This window comes from Blautia sp. KLE_1732_HM_1032 (assembly GCF_025147905.1).
GTDB classification, from domain to species: domain Bacteria; phylum Bacillota; class Clostridia; order Lachnospirales; family Lachnospiraceae; genus Blautia_A; species Blautia_A fusiformis.
The window spans coordinates 3,025,820-3,042,593 of the sequence record NZ_CP102266.1; the positions used below are offsets into that span (position 1 = coordinate 3,025,820).

The window sequence follows — 16,774 nt, forward strand, 5'->3', positions numbered from 1 at the left end:
TTTTGTTTCTGAGAACATTTTACCCCATACCACAAAATAAGTCAAGGACAATCCGTTGTTTTATGTTGGTTTCTTGTTGTATTTTGTGTTGTTTTTATTGTTTTTTATATTTTCTGTTTGTAAAGGATCTTTTTTCTGTAATCCTGTATCTCTCAGCCGCCGATCTGGCAGTCCAGGCTGCATACCGCATGCACTGCATTCTTTAGCATCTGCATATGTTCTGCTGTAGGCGGAAGGATTCCTTCCATTAAATAGGGTCTGCCAAGTCCTTCATATTTATCCTGCCCCAGTCTGTGGTACGGAAGAAGATGGATCTTGTTTACGCCCGGAAGGGATGCTGCAAATCTTGCGATCGCCTGGATCTCTTCCACAGAATCATTAAATGTGGGGATCACCGGAACGCGGATCACCAGTCTGGTTTTTCCGTAGAGCGCAACCCTTCTTGCATTCTCCAGCATCAGTCCGTTGGCCCGTCCTGTGAATTCTTTATGTTTTTCCTGATCCATATGCTTGATATCCATCAGATATACATCCAGATAGGGAAGTACCTGTTCGATCTTTTCCCATGGGGCACAGGCCATACTTTCTACCGCTGTGTTGATCCCTCTCTCCTTTGCCGCGCGAAGAAGATCTCTGGAAAAGTCCGCCTGACACATACATTCCCCTCCGGAAAGGGTGATCCCGCCTCCGGAACGATAATAATAGGCACGGTCTTTTTCCACCTCTTCGATCATCTCACGAACTGTCACGTCGCGGCCGATCACTTTATCTTCTCCCAGAACCTTCATGTTCTGGATCCGGTATTCCTGTGATTCCGGATTACAGCACCAGCGGCAGCGAAGAACGCAGCCCTTCAGGAACACGATGGTACGGATACCCGGTCCATCGTGTACTGAATATTTCTGAATATCAAAGATCCTGCCCTTTGTATCCAAATAGTCCATTCGTTACTCCTTTAGAAGCCCTGCTCAGTACGTCTGATGATATCGTCCTGCAGAGATCTGGAAAGTGTAGTGAACAATGCGCTGTAGCCTGCAACACGTACAACCAGATGTTTGTACTTCTCCGGATGCTTCTGTGCATCCAGAAGTGTTTCTCTGTCAACAACGTTAAACTGCATATGCATACCCTTCTGATCAAAGTATCCGCGGATCAGTGCTACGAATTTCTCCAGTCCTTCTCTTCCTGCAAGTGCTGACGGATGGAATTTCTGATTGAACAGTGTTCCGTTGGATACGATAAAATGATCCAGGCGGGATACAGAAGTTGCCGCAGCTGTCGGTCCCTTCACATCCTTGCCGGCTGACGGGGAAACACCATCTGCTACCGGAGTATGTGCGTAACGGCCATCCGGTGTTGCACCGGTCTGTCCGCCAAGAGGAACGTTTGCAGATACAGGATAAAGTCCTGCCTGATAATGTCCGCCTCTCGGGTTCATATATTTCTGAAGCGGCTTGGTGTAAGTATAAGCCACATCTCTTGCAAAATAATCCACATCCGGGATATCGTTTCCAAACTTCGGAACCTCCTCGATCATCTTGTGGATCTCTTCGAATCTTGCTTTCTTCTCCGGAGATGGCTCTGTTCCGAGAGCTGCTGTCATAACAGCTGTTGCGGTCTGCTCATTTACGCGGATGCCATTCTCCTGAAGCTTCTGCATAACAATGGTGGTGATATCTGCTGCAGACTGTGCATCGATACCCTTGCCGTAGTTCCATGCCAGAGCCTCCTTCAGCTCTTCCATGGTCATCTTCTTTTCTTCATATACAAGCTTGCGGATCGCATACAGAGAATCTGCCATGTTTGCAATACCAAATCCCTGAGGACCTGTAAAGTTATAAACAGCTCCGCCTTCCTGAACGGATTTGCCTCGTTTCAGGCAGTCATCCACCATACAGGAAAGGAATGGAAGCGGACATCTCTCCGCATGTGCCACATCAATGGCATTATCAGCATTTACAAGCAGGGAAATGAAATATTCCATCTGTTTCTTATATGCATCATAGAACTCATCGAAGCTCTTCATCTCTGTGACATCGCCGGTCTGGACACTGATCTGTACCCCTTTGTCCATACCATTAGAGAAAACCATCTCCAGCGGACGGCACATGTTAAAGAATGCAGCGTCATGCCACCCCTCTGTCTTACCTGCCTTCTGCGGTTCTACACAGCCGATGATGTTATATTCTCTGGCATCTGCAAGAGAAAGGCCGCGGTTCTGCAGTGCAGGAATGATAACCTCATCATTGTAATAAGCCGGAAGTCCGATTCCTGTTCTTGTAAGCTCTGCAGCCTTGATCAGGAATTCATGTGGTGATCCGTTCCATACTCTTACAGAAAGAGACGGTGCCGGAAGGTGCACATGCATAGACGCCTGGATGCACATAAAGGAGAGATCATTGGTCACATCCTCGCCATCCTTGTTCTGACCACCTGCGATCAGGTTCTGGAAAAGGCTGTAGCCTGCAAAGCCTTCTGCAGATGCAGCATCACGGCATTTATTCAGGTCGTTTAATTTTACCCATATGCAGTCCATCAGTTCCTGGGCAAATTCTCTGGTAAGATTGCCTGCTTCCATATCACTCTTGTAATACGGATACATATACTGGTCAAAACGTCCCGGAGAAATAGAATGTCCGCTGCTTTCCATCTGGATCAGCTGCTGTACAAACCAGAAGGACTGGCACGCCTCATAGAAGTTACGGGCGCCCTTCGCCGGTACGCGTGTACAATTGGATGCGATCTGAAGGAGTTCCTGTTTTCTGGTCGGATCCTGACACTGATATGCCATCTGCTCTGCGAGCTCGGCATAGCGATGTGCATAGTCGATAACTGCCTGACAGCTCATGATAACTGCTTCCAGGAAACGGGATTTCTTTGCGTAATCACCATCTCCTACATTACACTCATCCAGTTCCTTCTGAGCTTTGGCAATGATCCCTTCATAGCCGATCGCCAGAACTTCTTCATATTTAACGGTTACGTGTCCTACACCATTGTAGAAATAGTTTCCGGGTGTAAAAATATTGTGGTCAATGGCAAGAATCGCTTCCGGTGCCATGTAGGATGTTGCAAGCTCACTGGTAGTCTTGCCTTTCCAGTATTTATGTACCTCACGGAGCTCCGCCTTGGTTTCCTCCGCAATATAAAATGGATCGGCTGTTCTGGTAGCCACTGTATCCAGCTCATCTTCCAGCCACTGGAAAGAATACTCCGGAAACGTCTGACATCCTCTCGGCGCCAAAGTGCTGCTTCCGACGATCAGCTCCTCATCACGGATGATGATCGGAATGTTGTGCAGGATGTGGGCAAATGCCTTGGCTCTGCGGGTGATGATCGGCTCGTCTTCTGTTGATTTGTAAGACTCTGTGATCAGTTTTGCTCTGGCAGATTCGATCACCGGCATCTTTGCATAAAGATTATCTACAAGATGTGTGATCCTGTCTGTTTTCGGAACATCTGCTATATGAAATTTCTCCATGATTCTCCTTTCTCACAACCGGTTGTTTCTGGTGATCTGTCTGCCTCTACGCTTCCAGAACCGCTCCTGTCCGGCTATGTGCTCATGTAGTTTTATTATACCTTACCCCTACTTCGATGTCAACGAAATCCAACATGTGTTTCTAGCTGTTTTTGTGGTTTTTATCGGTTGCGCCCTGTTGATTTTATTTGTTTTTTTGTATTTTTATGTTTTTCTCTATTGACTTTGTTTTTCTGCTCTGCCATACTTGGATTTATATAGGAATTCCTTTGTTTTTCAGAAAAAATTTATGCAAAGCGGACATTCGTATTCCGCTCTGTCACATGTTCTCAAACAGTAAAAGAGGTGTATTTTTATGTATCTTTCTGATATGCATACCCACTCCATCGCCAGTGGTCACGGCACGGAATGTACCATCACCAACATGGCACGCGCAGCTGCCGAGAAAGGTCTCCGGCTTCTCGGGATCACTGATCACGGTCCCGGCACTCTGGCAGCCGGAACTTCCTCCTATTTCCGCAGCCTTACCTATTCTCCCAAAAAACATTTCGGTGTAGAATTACTCTACGGAATTGAACTGAATATCCTTGACCGCAGCGGAACGGTAGATTTAGATCAGGAATTATTATGTAAACTTGATTACGCCATTGCCAGCATGCATGCCTGGAATTACCGCTGCGGTACCAGAGCTGAAAACACAGAAGCTTTTATCAATGTAATGAAAAACCCCTGTGTAAAGATCCTCGGACATAGTGATAACACTCATTACCCGGTTAATTATGATGCGCTTGCAAGGGCTGCCAGGGAAACCGGCACGATCTTTGAGATCAACGAAGCTTCTCTTGCACCTTATGGCTATCGTGGCGACACAAGAGAAAACTGTTTCGAGATCCTTCGATGCTGCCGCAAATATGATCTGCCGCTGCTTCTTTCCAGTGACAGCCATGGCCCGGAGCATATCGGAGATTTTACCTGTGCTGCTGAGTTTGTTCATCAGGCCATGTTTCCGGAACAGCTGATCCTCAACAACCAGATTCCCAGACTCAAGGTTTTTCTCCAAACCAGAGAATGATCTTCTGTATCTTTTCCGACAGATAACAGATATTGTCCACCCCAAACAAAACAGGCCAGTTCAAACACAGGAATATACATTTTCCTGTATCTGAACTGGCCTGTTTTTTATTTTTCCCGCTGCTTCCGTACAATTTCCGCAAGCTCGCTATATTTACCTGTAACATATCCGAAATTTTCTCTTCTGTGAGGAAGCTTGCATTCGGTGCAGTCTTTAATCCCGCTTTCCGTAAAGCGGAAATTACCACCACATTTATCTCCCAGTGCATATAAAGGGCAATAGCAGAACAGACAATTAAAATTCTCCGGATTTGCTCCTTTATGGCACGGAAAATACTCACAGTTTTTGTGGCTGAAGTAAGAGTATTCTTTGCCTTCCCAGTATGGTTTCTCCATGGCTCTTTTCTCCTCTCCTGACATAACCACACATAATTTTTTCCTATAAAAAAAGAGGTAGCGATGCCACCCCGGGGTAGAAATATAATCCGTTCATGAGTGCGCGGAGGGAACGAATGTATCCGGAGTAGTATCGCCTGCCATTTAATCATGTATAATTCATATGAACAGGCGCATTCCATAAAAAAATGCCTACTCTCGTAAAAAAGTAGACAACGTCCCAGGGGTGCGGAGTCCCTGAAATGGTTGTTACACTTTACACGGAAGTTTAACCTCGCCATAACAAGCAGGTTTCCTGGCTCCGGGATCATGACTCCTCTCTCCTTCTCATACATACGTACAATGGACTATGAGATTCGCTCCTCCGTTACAGTGACCGGATCGCTCAGGTTTCACACCTGATTCCCTTTTCTGTGGACTTCTGATAATCAATATATAACTGTCAGCTATCCTCAGCACTTGCTATGTTCAATATGGAATTATACTGACATCATAATAACATCCTGTTAATTATATGTCAATACTGTTTTTAAAATTTATACATTTTTGAGCATATTTTGTTGCTGTTCATTCCGTTCCATGGGTTTTCAATATTTTTCCTGCCGTCAAAAACAGCCCGACAAACTGCTGTCGGGCTGCTGTATTTTTATTTTCTGTTGTACGTTCTTATTATACAAGACGTCTTACAGATACAATTGTTCTGTATGTAGCATCATTGCTAATCTTGATCCCGTCCTGAGAGTTCGATGCATGAACGATCTGGCCATTACCCATGTAAATAGCCACGTGCCCGCCATAGCAGATCAGATCTCCCGGCTGTGCATCTGCGTAGGATACTTCTGTACCTGCATTCTGCTGCTCATAGGAGGTTCTCGGAAGGCTGACTCCGAAGTTCGCATAGACACTCTGTACAAATCCGGAGCAGTCTGCACCATTGGTAAGGCTTGTTCCGCCCCATACGTAAGGATTCCCCACAAACTGTGTAGCATAATTCACAACAGAAGATCCGGAACCACTGCTGTAAGAAGAACTGTCACTGGCTGAGGATGTGTCCTCTTCATTAGATGTGTCCTCTGCACTTTCTTCAGATGCATCTGTGCTGTTATCGTAATCTGCGTCTGCATTATCCTCTGTATTCTCAGTATCCTCGGACGCATCATCATTCTCACCATTGTCTGCATCTTCATCCACAGCCTCGGTGTCATCTTCAGCAGTATCCTCATCTGCATTCTCGATCACGTCGCCGTCCTCATCGTACTGTCCGTCTTCGCTCTCGTCCGCCTCATCCTGCTGTGCTTCCTGCTCTGCCTGGCGTCTTGCTTCCTCTTCTGCCTCAGCCTGCGCTCTCGCTGCTGCTTCAGCCTCGGCCTGACGTCTTGCCTCTTCCTCTGCTGCAATACGCTCAGCCTCTAATCTCTGAAGCTCTGCAGTCTGCTCTGCAAGAAGGTTGGCATAATCTGTAGCCTGCTGCTGTGCGTAGGCAATCTCATTATCATAATCTGCGGATGTGGCACGCTTCTCATCCAGCTGTGCCTGCAGGTTCTGGGACTCTGCCTCATATTCCTGCTTCATTCCCTCCAGTTCTGACTTCTCCTGTGTGTACTGTGCCTCCAGGTTTGCCACCTGCTGGATCGTATTGGAATATTTTTCAAGACTCTTACGGTCCTGCTCATAAGTTTTCTGTGTGTACTCTGCTCTTGTAAGAAGGTCAGACAGGTTCTCTGCATTCAGCATCATCTGGAACCATGCATCGTCTCCACCCTTCTCATAGAGATACTGGATACGTTTCTTCATTGCCTCATACTGTTTCTGCTTGGCATTTTTGGCCTTCTCAAGGTTGGTCTGTGTAGATGCAATGTCGGCTTCCTTATTGGAGATATCTCCCTCCAGTGTCTGGATCGAAACCATCACGTTTACAAGATTGGCATCAAGAGTTGAAATCTCGCCTTCAATCTGTGACTTCTGTGAGGAAAGCTCATCCAATCTGGAATAAGTCGCATTCAGCTGTTCGTTGGTCGCATCCATCTCCTGCTGAAGCGCTGCCTCATCTTCTCTTGTTGCGCTTACGCTGACTACCTGTGCTCCGCTGATGATGAGCGCCAGTGTCAGACATAATATCCTTTTCTTCATGACTGTTCACCCTCGCAATCTGATTCTAATTTAATACAGCGGATCTGACCATCCGCTTCGTTGGTTTTCTTTGTAATACTTTTGCAATATCTTGTTTCAATCTTTTTATATATTAACACAGTGTTATTTGGATTGCAAGGATTTTCTATTAATTAGTTTAAAACTTTGTAACATTTATTAATGATTTTGACATTAAAAAAGGAGAACCCGGGTTATCTCAGGTTCTCCTCTCACGTTTCTTATTGCTATTTGTTACATACAAATTTCTTTCAGCACATCCTGATCAGAACAGATCTGCAAGGATCTGATTGGCTGTCTTGTTCAGATATCCGTTGGGATCGGAAAGAGTGCTTCTGTTCCATCTGAAGTATGCACCGTTTCGGATATAGTTACCACTGGATTCATGATAGTCATATTTGCTGGCTCCAGGATACCTAGACATATAAGTTTCTGCCAGCTTGATCGCCTGGCTTCCGTAAGTTCCGCTTGGTGTCGGTGTTCCGGAAATCTGTACGCCGGCATTCGGTGTACAGTGGAGGATCACGACACTCTTATCGGAACACTGTCCGAGAACGATCCAGGTATGTCCGCTGTTGTATCCGATATCCCCAGGATAAAGCTTCCAGTTTGAGCTTGCCAGCTGAGCCTGGGAAACAACGGTACCCATTCCCTTGCCGGAATACAAAGATCCAAGATTTCCGGAAACATCCGTGTACATAGGTCCACCGGATCTGCTCTGCATGATCTGATATACAGACCATCCTACAAAGCCGGAGCAGTCAAGGCCCTTCTGTTCTGTAGCTTCACTGAGATCCATATAATATCTGTAATTATAGGAGCTGGAATTGCTGTCATACCACTGTTTCCATTTTGGACTGATGCCCTTTCTGGTCGCATCCGACCAGTTGTGGCCGCCGCCCCATACGTAAAGAGTCTTTCCTACCGGAAGTAATGCATTGGCAAGGAAATTCTTGATAGTCCTGGAGCTTGTCGCTGTAGTAGTGCTTGGGTTGGTATCCAAGACACCATTGCTGCCAAATGTATACTTCTTGCCATCGATCGTCTTCGTTCCCGTAGCCATGACACCGGTTGACGGATCGAAATAATATTTATATCCTTTTTTGGAATTTGTGACCCAACCGGTAGCCATCACGCCGCTCTTGCTGTAAAAATAATAGGTATCGCTGCCGATCTTCTTGAAGCCCTTATACATAGCTCCCGTGTTTGGATCAAAATAACGCTTCTGCTGTTTCTTATTCGTTGCCCAGCCCTTTGCCATAAAGCATTTGCTGGTAAAATATCTGGTCACATTCTTCTTGTCTGTAAGGAATACACTTCTGGCTGCAGCACCACTGCCGCTGTAGAAATAATATTTCTTATTGCTGATCGTGGCCCATTTCGTTGTCATATATCCGCTGGCGGGATTAAAATAACGGGTATTTTTCTTGCTGTCTGTAAGCCAGCCTGTTGCCATATAGCCCTTGGCACCGTTGACATTATAAAAATATCGTTTGCCCTTGGAATCCTTAGCCCAACGCTTCATCTGCACGCCTGTGGATTTATTAAAAAAATATTTCTTCCCGTTCAGTGTAAGCCAGCCTTTTACCTTCTGTCCATTCTGATAATAATAGGACTTTCCTTTTTCTGTTTTAAAGCCGTTTTTGGTCGCAGCCTGTACATCTGTTGCCGTTGTATGTACAGTTGCTCCGGCTGCAAAGAACATCAGAACAAAAAAAAGTCCCCAGAGTTTCCATTTTCTGCTTAATTTTCGCATACATACCTTCCTTTGATAGATAGATCATTGATATTTACTATTTCTTAAGTCCGACTGATCGTAAACGTTACAATTTTGTTACAATTTTACGTCCATATTATATAACATTCTTTACGGTCCGTCAACTCTTTCCTTTTCTTTCAGAAAAATCATCATCCAGGTATTACCAATGTTAATTTTATGCAGAAAAAAGCCCCGAAACATCAGAAATATTCACCGATGCTCCGGGGATATGATCCTTTATGCAGTTTTGCTCCTGTCTGTTACGGATCCTTACAGAAATTTTTTGCGAAGCTCTGCCCCATCAAGGGCACTTAAATATGCAGGTGCAACATCAAATACTGTCTTGCATCCCTTCTGTCCTTCCTGGTTCATGCGGTATGCAGCTCTTGCATAGGCAACGATCACAGAAGATGTGAACTCAGGATTGGAATCCAGCTTCAGGCTGTACTCGATCACATGGCTGTTCTCATTGTTCCAGCCTGTTTTTCCGCTGCGGATCACAAAACCGCCGTGTGGGATACCGCTGTGGTCACGATTCAGCTCTTCCTGGGAAATGAAATGTACCGTTGTATCATACTCGTCAAAGTAGTTCGGCATGGTCTTGATCTCTTCCTCGATGCGTGCAAGATCAGCACCTTCCTCAGCAACTACGAAGCACTCTCTTGTATGTTTCTGGCGTGTAGTAAGCTCCGGATTTTCTCCGTTTCTTACTGCCTCAAGTGCAGCTTCTACCGGAATGGTGTACTGCTTTGCATCCTTTACGCCTTTGATGCGGCGGACTGCATCAGAATGTCCCTGGCTGACACCCTTGCCCCAGAATGTGTAGTCGTTTCCATTTGTAAGGATCGCATTTGCATACATACGGTTCAGAGAAAACATTCCTGGATCCCAGCCTACGGAAATGATTCCTACATGTCCACTCTCTGCTGCTGCCTTGTCAACATTTGCAAAATGCTCCGGGATTTTCTTATGTGTATCAAAGCTGTCCACAACATTGAAATATTTTACATACTCCGGTGTCTGAACAGGAAGATCTGTCGCACTTCCTCCACAGATGATCAGGACATCGATCTCATCCTTCAGCTTCTCCGCATCTTTTACAGAATAAACCTTTGCGGTCTCTGTAAGGATCTTTACAGTCTCTGGATCACGTCTGGTAAATACTGCAACCAGCTCTGTATCCGGATTATGCTTGATGGCGCACTCCACGCCGCGTCCCAGGTTTCCGTAACCTAAAATACCAATTCTTATACTCATAACGATTTCCTCCTCTTTTTCTCTGCAGTATGACATTTTCCGGACAGCATTGTGAATTTCTGTCAGAAAAATCCCTCTGCGATCTATATCGCAAAACGGATCTGCAGGATCCGCCTTACAAACATATGGATATGCTGCCTCAGGATATTCCGATTCTCAATTCCGGGATATCGATGACCGCTTTGTTCCTGCATCAGCAGCAGAAAAAGCCGCCCGGCCAGCACATGAAACAGGCCATGGTCCTGCAGCAGGCATCACACATATCTCCTCCTGCGGTCGGCATTCCCCCAAAGGGATCCTGCCGCTGCTGATACCAGCCGCCACCGCCTTCCATTCTCTGGAGCAGCATACGGTACTGCATATTATCCGGTTCCTGACGGACTGCTTCACGGATCTGATCCAGAGCTGTTACATTATTTCCCATTCCCATATTTGCCATAGCAGCCAGGTAATACCATTCCCCATTTTTCTGACCAAGAGAATCCAGTACATTCATAGCTTCCTGAAAATGACCGCTCTGCACATAATTGGCGGCCGCCCTTCTGCGCATACTTTCCTCATCCTGATAGGCACTGGAACCGGCATTTCCGTAATTTCCAAAACCACCGTAATTTCCGTAGCCGCCATAGCCATTCTGGGAACTACTTCCGTACTCACGCTCTTTCATGATCTGCTCGTAAGCCTGCTGCACTTCTTTGAATTTTTCTTCGGCCTGATCCTTATTCGGATTATTGATATTGGCATCCGGGTGATACTTTCGGCTCAGCTTCCGGTATGCCTTTTTTATTTCATCATCAGATGCGTTTCTGGGAACTCCCAGCACGCTGTATGGATCTAACATTTTTTCTCTTTCTCCCGTTCTTCCCTGCGCTTCTGTCCGATCGCCGCAAAGCGGCACCAGACGCCGGAATATAAAATATTTCGAAGGATATCTCCGTATCGGAGGATCGGCAGCTTTTCAAATTCTCTGCAGCATTCTGCAAGCATCATCATAAGAAGCCGACGTACCTCTTCCTCGAACCCTTCTATCTTATATTTTTCAAGGAAAGGATTGTAATTTCCGTTTTCTGCATCTTTTTCCACATCGTCATAAGCATCCAGGATGTAGATAAATTTTCCGAGATAAAATCCCAGACGGCGCAGGGACGATTCCCAGACATCCTTACGGAAGGCCAGAATCTCTTCCATGATACGTCCGGAACATCCGGCTACACGGTCCACATCGGTTTCCCCCTGTTTTTCCAGGGAAGAAAGCTCCTCTAGTGCGTTTCGGATCCTTTGGATCTTCTCCGGATAAGCGGACATATGCATATTTCCGCAATTCTTCAGAATTCCTGCATATGCATAGCGCAGTGGTTTGTGTTCATCCTGCCAGTCATCCATACATTTGTAATAGGTAAGGATCACATTCATATCCGCACAGTACTCAGTTACTGTATTTTTGCGCACCGGCTGGGGCTTCAGCGGATGGACCACACACCTGGAGGTTCCCTTCTTCGTTGGCGGTTCATAAAGAGCGCTTAAAAGAAGGACCACAAATGTCATATCATAAGTCAGTGAGATCTGTCCCGGTATCCCGTATCTCTCCCGCAATTCTCTGCAAAGACCGCAGTAAAAAGAACGGTACACATCAAAATCCTTGAATTTTATTTCCGGTTTATTAACGGTCACATATCCGAACATGTCAGCTCCTTTTTACGAATTTTGTGTGGCATTTCGGACATTCGATCTCGATCTTGCCCTTTCCCTTTGGAATACGTATCTTCTGTCCGCAGCCCGGACAGCTGTAGATATGATGGGTCTTTCTCTGCTTCATCAGATCCTTTTCTTTATTAAAGCGAAAACGGAACTTTGACGTCATCTGAAGGAATTTCTGATTTTCGGCATAACGCTGCTGGATATTTCTGGAAAAAATACGTATATATGCATATACGATCGCTGCGACCCCGAGAATGTCAAGGGTGCTGCCGACAGTTCTGCTGAATATATTAGCAAACATTGCCAGAATGATCAGAACCAGTGCGACTCCCATGGTGAACCTGGAAAGATCATCCACTCCATAACGTCCCTGCATAAATTTATTGAATTTGTCTCTCATATGATCTGCATCTCCTTTTCACTGCCAGACGGCACTGCCCAAAAATTTCCGTAAAAAAATCCGGATGGCAGTTCCTAACGGTCATTGCATACCTGGAAAATGTAGAATTTCAGATAATAGGACTCATCTGCTGACCATAGGATCGGATGATCCGGTGCCTGTGTACGGTACTCTACCTGGCGCAGTCTCTTATGGACATTCTTCGCTGCCTGACCGATGGTCTGTGTAAACAGCTCATACGTCATAAAATGAGAGCAGGAACAAGTTGCGAGAAATCCGCCGTCCTTTACAAGACGCATTGCACGGAGATTGATCTCACGGTATCCCTTGATAGCATTTTTTACAGAGCTTCTGGATTTCGTAAATGCCGGAGGATCCAGTACCACAACATCAAATTTCTCTCCCTTCTCCTCAAGCTCGGGAAGAAGTTCAAAAACATCCTCACAGAGGAATTTCACTGTTCCGTCCAGGCCGTTCAGACTGGCGTTTCTTCTTGCCTGCAGGACTGCAGTTTCCGACGCATCCACACCGAGAACACTCTGTGCCCCTGCAATTCCCGCATTCAGGGCAAAAGAGCCGGTATGTGTAAAGCAGTCCAGAACCTTCGCCCCCTTGCAGAGCTTCTGGATAGCAAGACGGTTATATTTCTGATCCAGGAAAAATCCGGTCTTCTGCCCGTCCCTGATATCTACTTCATATTTCACACCGTTCTCTTCAATCTGAACAAGTGTCGGAAATTCTTCTCCGATAAATCCCTTGGTAAGTTCCATTCCTTCCTGGCGGCGTACCTTTGCATCACTCCGCTCATAGACTCCACGGATCCGGATCCCATCCTCAGCAAGGACTTCCTTCAGTGCATCTATGATCGTTTCTTTAAGACGGTCGATTCCCAGTGCAAGAGACTGTACAACAAGCACATCTGAAAACTTATCCACAACAAGACCCGGAAGAAAGTCTGCTTCTCCGAAGATCACACGGCAGCTTCCGGTATCTACTACCTTCTTACGATACTCCCATGCGTCGCGGACACGTTGTTTCAAAAATTCCGGACTGATCTCTGTACGCTCATCTCTGGTAAGCATACGGACTGTGATCTTGGAATTGGTGTTGATAAATCCTCTTCCCATCGGATATCCGTCAAAGTCCCGGACAAGAACGATATCTCCGTTCACAAAACTTCCCATGATGCTTGCGATCTCATTGTCATATACCCAGAGGCCTCCTGATTTCAGGAATCTGCCTTCGCCTTTTTTTAATGTTACTACTGCCAGGCTCATAAATTCTACCTTTTCCCTTTCTCGTTTCCCTATCACGGTTTGCGATGTATGAGTCCACAAAACCGATTTACGGTCAATTTTATCACAGAAAAATCCATTTTTCCAGTGCTTACACAAATCCTTGTCGTAAATCACAAAATTTTCATGATATCTTTCCGGCACGACAAAAAATACCGCAGCAGAGGTTGTTTTCTCTGCTGCGGTATTTTTTATCTCTTTTTCTGTAAATCTTTTATTCTGCTGCGGATTCCTCAGAAGAGTCCGTGTTCTCGCCGTAAAGACCTGCCAGATATTTCATGGTTTCTTTATAAAGTGTCTGCTTATCTTCCTGGGGAACATCTGCAAGAATAGCTGCTGTCACGTCTGTGGCCTCTGTGTCCTCCTGGGAACTGTCAATACCGAACAGCTTCTTCAGCTTCTGATCCATCATATTCAGCTCTGTACTCTGATATTTTTCTGTACCATCTGCCTCATAGGATTCTGTACCATCCTTCAGGATATCATAATAATCCTTCTCAACAGTTTCTGCCACACTCTTCGCTGTCTGCTCATCCAGTGTTACCGTTGCCACTGCCTCTGTATCCTCCGTTGCAGCGAGAAGGGAATCTGCATCTCCCTCATACTCGCCTTTTACAAAGAGGACAAATTTGTCATAATTGTTCTTTGCTTCTTCACTGAGCACAGAAGTATCGTTTTCTGCACTGTCTGCCTGGTCTGAGCCCTCTGTACTTTCTGAAGATTCTGTATCTTCTGTTGCCTCCGGGATTCCGGTCTCATCGGATGCAGCCTCATCAGAAGCGCTTTCATCTGTGCTGTTCTCGTCAGAAGCACTTTCGTCTGTACTGCTCTCGTCGGATGCACTATCCTCTGTACTGCTCTCATCAGAGGTACTTTCGTCTGTGCTGCTTTCGTCCGAGTTTTCCTCATTGCTATAGGTTCCGTCGTCGGTAGCATCCGGGATTCCGGTCTCATTGCTTGTATCCTGAGAATCTGCTCCTGTTTCTTCCTCAAGACCCGGATCCTCTGTGGAGCTCTGGATCACATCGTCACCAAGAATGCTGTCATTTACATTGTTGACGATATCATCAGAAGAATCTGCATCCACATCTACGGTTTCATCACTGCTCTCGCCATCCAGCGTATCATCAGAGGAAGAAGTCTGGCCTGTGGTATTGGCATCTACCTGCTCCAGTGTTTCCTTCACATCATCATAATTGTAATCCTGCTGTGAGATCTGCTTCAGAAGAGACACGATCCTGTCAATATCGTCCTGGCTTACGGAAATATTGTTCTGCTCAGCCACATTGATGACAATATTCTGAATCTCATCTGCATTCTGTACTCCGTTCTGGATCACATCCATCTTGGACTGGTTTACAACTGTTGTCGCCTCATTTTTACCAACCTTATCTGCAAGCTCACCGGTGGTTACGATCTCCTGGTTGGCAAGCTTCGTCTTGGTCTCATCCAGCTTCTCTCCACTGGCCTTCTCATATGCCATCTGGATGCCGGTAAGTGCGCCTGTTCCGGATACTTCCATCGGGCAGGCAGCAACTACTTCACAGTTCTTCACACCGGATGTAGAAAGTGTCGTTGCGATCATATTACCTGTCACCCAGTTCAGATTTGCTGTGCGGACCTTGATCCCGCCGGACTGTGTAGGCTTCACATAGGCACAGCTCAAAGTTCTGGAACCGATCTGTGACTGTGGTGCGATATTATCCAGGTGTTTATGCTCATCCTCATTTGTAATGGTCATCACCTGCACCTGATCGGAACTTACATTAAAATATTTCATCATTGTCTGCTTCTGGGCATCCGTAAGATCTGCTCCAAGTGTTACTACCTTCGAGGCATCTGCAAATACGGGATTTACACTTCCTGCCACAAGGCATGCACTGCAGAGCAGAGCTGCGATCATGTTTCTTTTTTTCATTGATCTTCCCTCCATATATTTTTTCGGATCGATTGTATCTACTTAACTTTTGCGGTGTAAAGCGGACATTCCTCTTCGTTACTTACATCTCCACGAATGCGAGCGCTTCACGATCTGTCGTTCTTGTCATATTATAACACAGCTGCTGAAATATTTGTAATTTATATTATATAAAAAACGCTGCCGGAAATTATATTACTCATTTCTGACAGCGTTTTATTGCTTTTCTCATTTTCCCAGAGAACTTATCTGATCTGGTTTAATTTTCCGGTTTCTTTTGCTTTTTTCAACAATTCCCGGTTTTTTTCATTCATGATACCAAAATCCTTCAGCGGACAGTACACTTTTTCACATTTTCCCAGGAACTCCAGTGCTTCTTCAAAGGCAGACTCCGAAATGCATTCAAAAGGCTTCTCCGTGATCACTTTTGCAGCCAGTTCTTTTGCCACCTGATAATCCGCATCATTGGTATGGAGAACTCCGGTCACAAAAGGAATCCCCTGTCGCTGCAGCTTCCGATATACCGGAATCCCGCTTCCATTTCCTCCGATCACAAACACCTCCGGTTTTCCGGCCGGAGGTTCCATTTCCACGCAGCCGAATTCTGCATTATAGCTTCCACGGGTGATGCCATAAAGCTTCCGAATATAATCGGAAGTAAAGATTTCCTCCGGTGCACCATATTTCTCAATGTGATCTCCATGAACACAGATCACCTGGTCAGAAATCTTCTGGGCAAGATCCAGCTCATGAAGGGACATGATCACCGTCATCTGTTTTTCCAATACCATCTTCTTCAAAATGGCAAGAAGCTCCAGCTTATGCCGGATATCCAGGAAGGAGGTCGGTTCATCCAGGATAATGATCTCCGGTTCCTGGCAGATGGCGCGTGCCAGAAGGATACGCTGTCTCTGTCCGTCACTGATGGCTGTAAAATCCCGATCCTTCAGATCCCAGGCGTGAACCATCTCCATGGCACTTTTAACTTTTTCCTTGTCCTCTGCGGAAAGGATCCCGAGAGTTCCGGTATAGGGATATCGTCCGGTGGATACCACATCCTCACAGGTCATAAGCTCCGGTCGCATGCGCTCGGTAAGTACTACAGCCAGTTTTTTTGACACTTCCCTGTTGGTCATCCGGCTCATCTGTTCCTGTTCCAGATATACCGTTCCGCTGATCAGGGAAAGCTGTCTTGTGATACTCTTCAAAATAGTAGATTTTCCGGCACCGTTGGGACCGATCAGTGTCAGGATTTCTCCTTTATTCAGCTGAATATTGATTTCTTTGATCAGCGGTTTTCCATCATAGCCTACGGTCAGCTGATCTGTATAAAAAAAATATGATTTCATCG

At 45.8% G+C, this 16,774-nt stretch carries 13 protein-coding genes and 1 riboswitch; of the genes, 1 reads left to right on the forward strand and 12 read right to left on the reverse strand.

Translation table 11 applies throughout. The features are described 5' to 3' along the window. Window positions 1–152: 152 nt before the first annotated feature. The gene (locus tag NQ489_RS14455; protein ID WP_021651548.1) at window positions 153–944 is read right to left on the reverse strand and encodes a glycyl-radical enzyme activating protein; all 792 of its coding nucleotides are present in this window, start codon (window positions 942–944) and stop codon (window positions 153–155) included. 11 nt (window positions 945–955) lie between these two features. Continuing rightward, window positions 956–3,481: a glycyl radical protein gene (locus NQ489_RS14460; RefSeq protein ID WP_021651549.1), complete on the reverse strand. Its 2,526-nt coding sequence runs from the start codon at window positions 3,479–3,481 to the stop codon at window positions 956–958. 355 nt (window positions 3,482–3,836) lie between these two features. Here NQ489_RS14460 and NQ489_RS14465 point away from each other — a divergent pair, with 355 nt between their 5' ends. Further along, on the forward strand, window positions 3,837–4,553 hold the full coding sequence (locus NQ489_RS14465; protein ID WP_021651550.1) for a phosphatase: 717 nt from the start codon (window positions 3,837–3,839) through the stop codon (window positions 4,551–4,553). A 107-nt stretch (window positions 4,554–4,660) separates the two neighbouring features. Here the strand turns inward: NQ489_RS14465 and NQ489_RS14470 are convergent, their stop codons facing one another. From NQ489_RS14470 to NQ489_RS14515, 10 genes are all read right to left on the reverse strand, one after another. Further along, the gene (locus NQ489_RS14470) at window positions 4,661–4,948 is read right to left on the reverse strand and encodes a cysteine-rich small domain-containing protein (RefSeq protein WP_021651551.1); all 288 of its coding nucleotides are present in this window, start codon (window positions 4,946–4,948) and stop codon (window positions 4,661–4,663) included. Window positions 4,949–5,216: 268 nt separating this feature from the next. Further along, a riboswitch (cobalamin riboswitch) is annotated at window positions 5,217–5,386 on the reverse strand. A 231-nt stretch (window positions 5,387–5,617) separates the two neighbouring features. Continuing rightward, a complete protein-coding gene (locus tag NQ489_RS14475) occupies window positions 5,618–7,078 on the reverse strand; it encodes a C40 family peptidase (RefSeq protein WP_021651552.1) in 1,461 nt (486 codons plus the stop codon). Between the two features lie 283 nt (window positions 7,079–7,361). Continuing rightward, entirely contained in the window at window positions 7,362–8,852 is a 1,491-nt protein-coding gene (locus NQ489_RS14480) for an N-acetylmuramoyl-L-alanine amidase family protein (RefSeq protein ID WP_021651554.1), read from the reverse strand. A gap of 273 nt (window positions 8,853–9,125) precedes the next feature. Next, window positions 9,126–10,112, reverse strand: a complete 987-nt coding sequence (locus NQ489_RS14485; RefSeq protein WP_044961542.1) for a diaminopimelate dehydrogenase — start codon at window positions 10,110–10,112, stop codon at window positions 9,126–9,128. Window positions 10,113–10,305: 193 nt separating this feature from the next. Then, on the reverse strand, window positions 10,306–10,953 hold the full coding sequence (locus tag NQ489_RS14490) for a J domain-containing protein (RefSeq protein ID WP_021651556.1): 648 nt from the start codon (window positions 10,951–10,953) through the stop codon (window positions 10,306–10,308). Beyond that, window positions 10,947–11,795 carry a DUF5685 family protein gene (locus NQ489_RS14495; RefSeq protein WP_015525968.1) on the reverse strand — a complete coding sequence of 283 codons (849 nt, stop codon included), beginning with the start codon at window positions 11,793–11,795 and terminating at the stop codon, window positions 10,947–10,949. The genes NQ489_RS14490 and NQ489_RS14495 overlap by 7 nt, the downstream gene beginning before the upstream one ends. Before the next feature lies 1 nt (window position 11,796). Further along, window positions 11,797–12,210: a hypothetical protein gene (locus NQ489_RS14500; protein WP_015525969.1), complete on the reverse strand. Its 414-nt coding sequence runs from the start codon at window positions 12,208–12,210 to the stop codon at window positions 11,797–11,799. Window positions 12,211–12,284: 74 nt separating this feature from the next. Further along, entirely contained in the window at window positions 12,285–13,487 is a 1,203-nt protein-coding gene (locus NQ489_RS14505) for a class I SAM-dependent rRNA methyltransferase (protein WP_015525970.1), read from the reverse strand. A 232-nt stretch (window positions 13,488–13,719) separates the two neighbouring features. Beyond that, window positions 13,720–15,423 (reverse strand): DUF1002 domain-containing protein, encoded by a 1,704-nt coding sequence (locus NQ489_RS14510; RefSeq protein WP_044961543.1) that lies wholly within the window; start codon window positions 15,421–15,423, stop codon window positions 13,720–13,722. Window positions 15,424–15,668: 245 nt separating this feature from the next. Then, window positions 15,669–16,772, reverse strand: coding sequence for an ABC transporter ATP-binding protein (locus NQ489_RS14515; RefSeq protein WP_021651559.1), 1,104 nt, complete (start codon window positions 16,770–16,772; stop codon window positions 15,669–15,671). Between the last annotated feature and the right edge of the window lie 2 nt (window positions 16,773–16,774).

Coding starts and splice junctions, on each gene's coding strand:
- NQ489_RS14465 (WP_021651550.1), top strand. CDS start 3,837: ATGTATCTTTCTGATATGCATACCCACTCCATCGCCAGTGGTCACGGC.
- NQ489_RS14490 (WP_021651556.1), bottom strand. CDS start 10,953: ATGTTAGATCCATACAGCGTGCTGGGAGTTCCCAGAAACGCATCTGAT.
- NQ489_RS14500 (WP_015525969.1), bottom strand. CDS start 12,210: ATGAGAGACAAATTCAATAAATTTATGCAGGGACGTTATGGAGTGGAT.
- NQ489_RS14495 (WP_015525968.1), bottom strand. CDS start 11,795: ATGTTCGGATATGTGACCGTTAATAAACCGGAAATAAAATTCAAGGAT.
- NQ489_RS14480 (WP_021651554.1), bottom strand. CDS start 8,852: ATGCGAAAATTAAGCAGAAAATGGAAACTCTGGGGACTTTTTTTTGTT.
- NQ489_RS14505 (WP_015525970.1), bottom strand. CDS start 13,487: ATGAGCCTGGCAGTAGTAACATTAAAAAAAGGCGAAGGCAGATTCCTG.
- NQ489_RS14455 (WP_021651548.1), bottom strand. CDS start 944: ATGGACTATTTGGATACAAAGGGCAGGATCTTTGATATTCAGAAATAT.
- NQ489_RS14485 (WP_044961542.1), bottom strand. CDS start 10,112: ATGAGTATAAGAATTGGTATTTTAGGTTACGGAAACCTGGGACGCGGC.
- NQ489_RS14460 (WP_021651549.1), bottom strand. CDS start 3,481: ATGGAGAAATTTCATATAGCAGATGTTCCGAAAACAGACAGGATCACA.
- NQ489_RS14510 (WP_044961543.1), bottom strand. CDS start 15,423: ATGAAAAAAAGAAACATGATCGCAGCTCTGCTCTGCAGTGCATGCCTT.
- NQ489_RS14515 (WP_021651559.1), bottom strand. CDS start 16,772: ATGAAATCATATTTTTTTTATACAGATCAGCTGACCGTAGGCTATGAT.
- NQ489_RS14470 (WP_021651551.1), bottom strand. CDS start 4,948: ATGGAGAAACCATACTGGGAAGGCAAAGAATACTCTTACTTCAGCCAC.
- NQ489_RS14475 (WP_021651552.1), bottom strand. CDS start 7,078: ATGAAGAAAAGGATATTATGTCTGACACTGGCGCTCATCATCAGCGGA.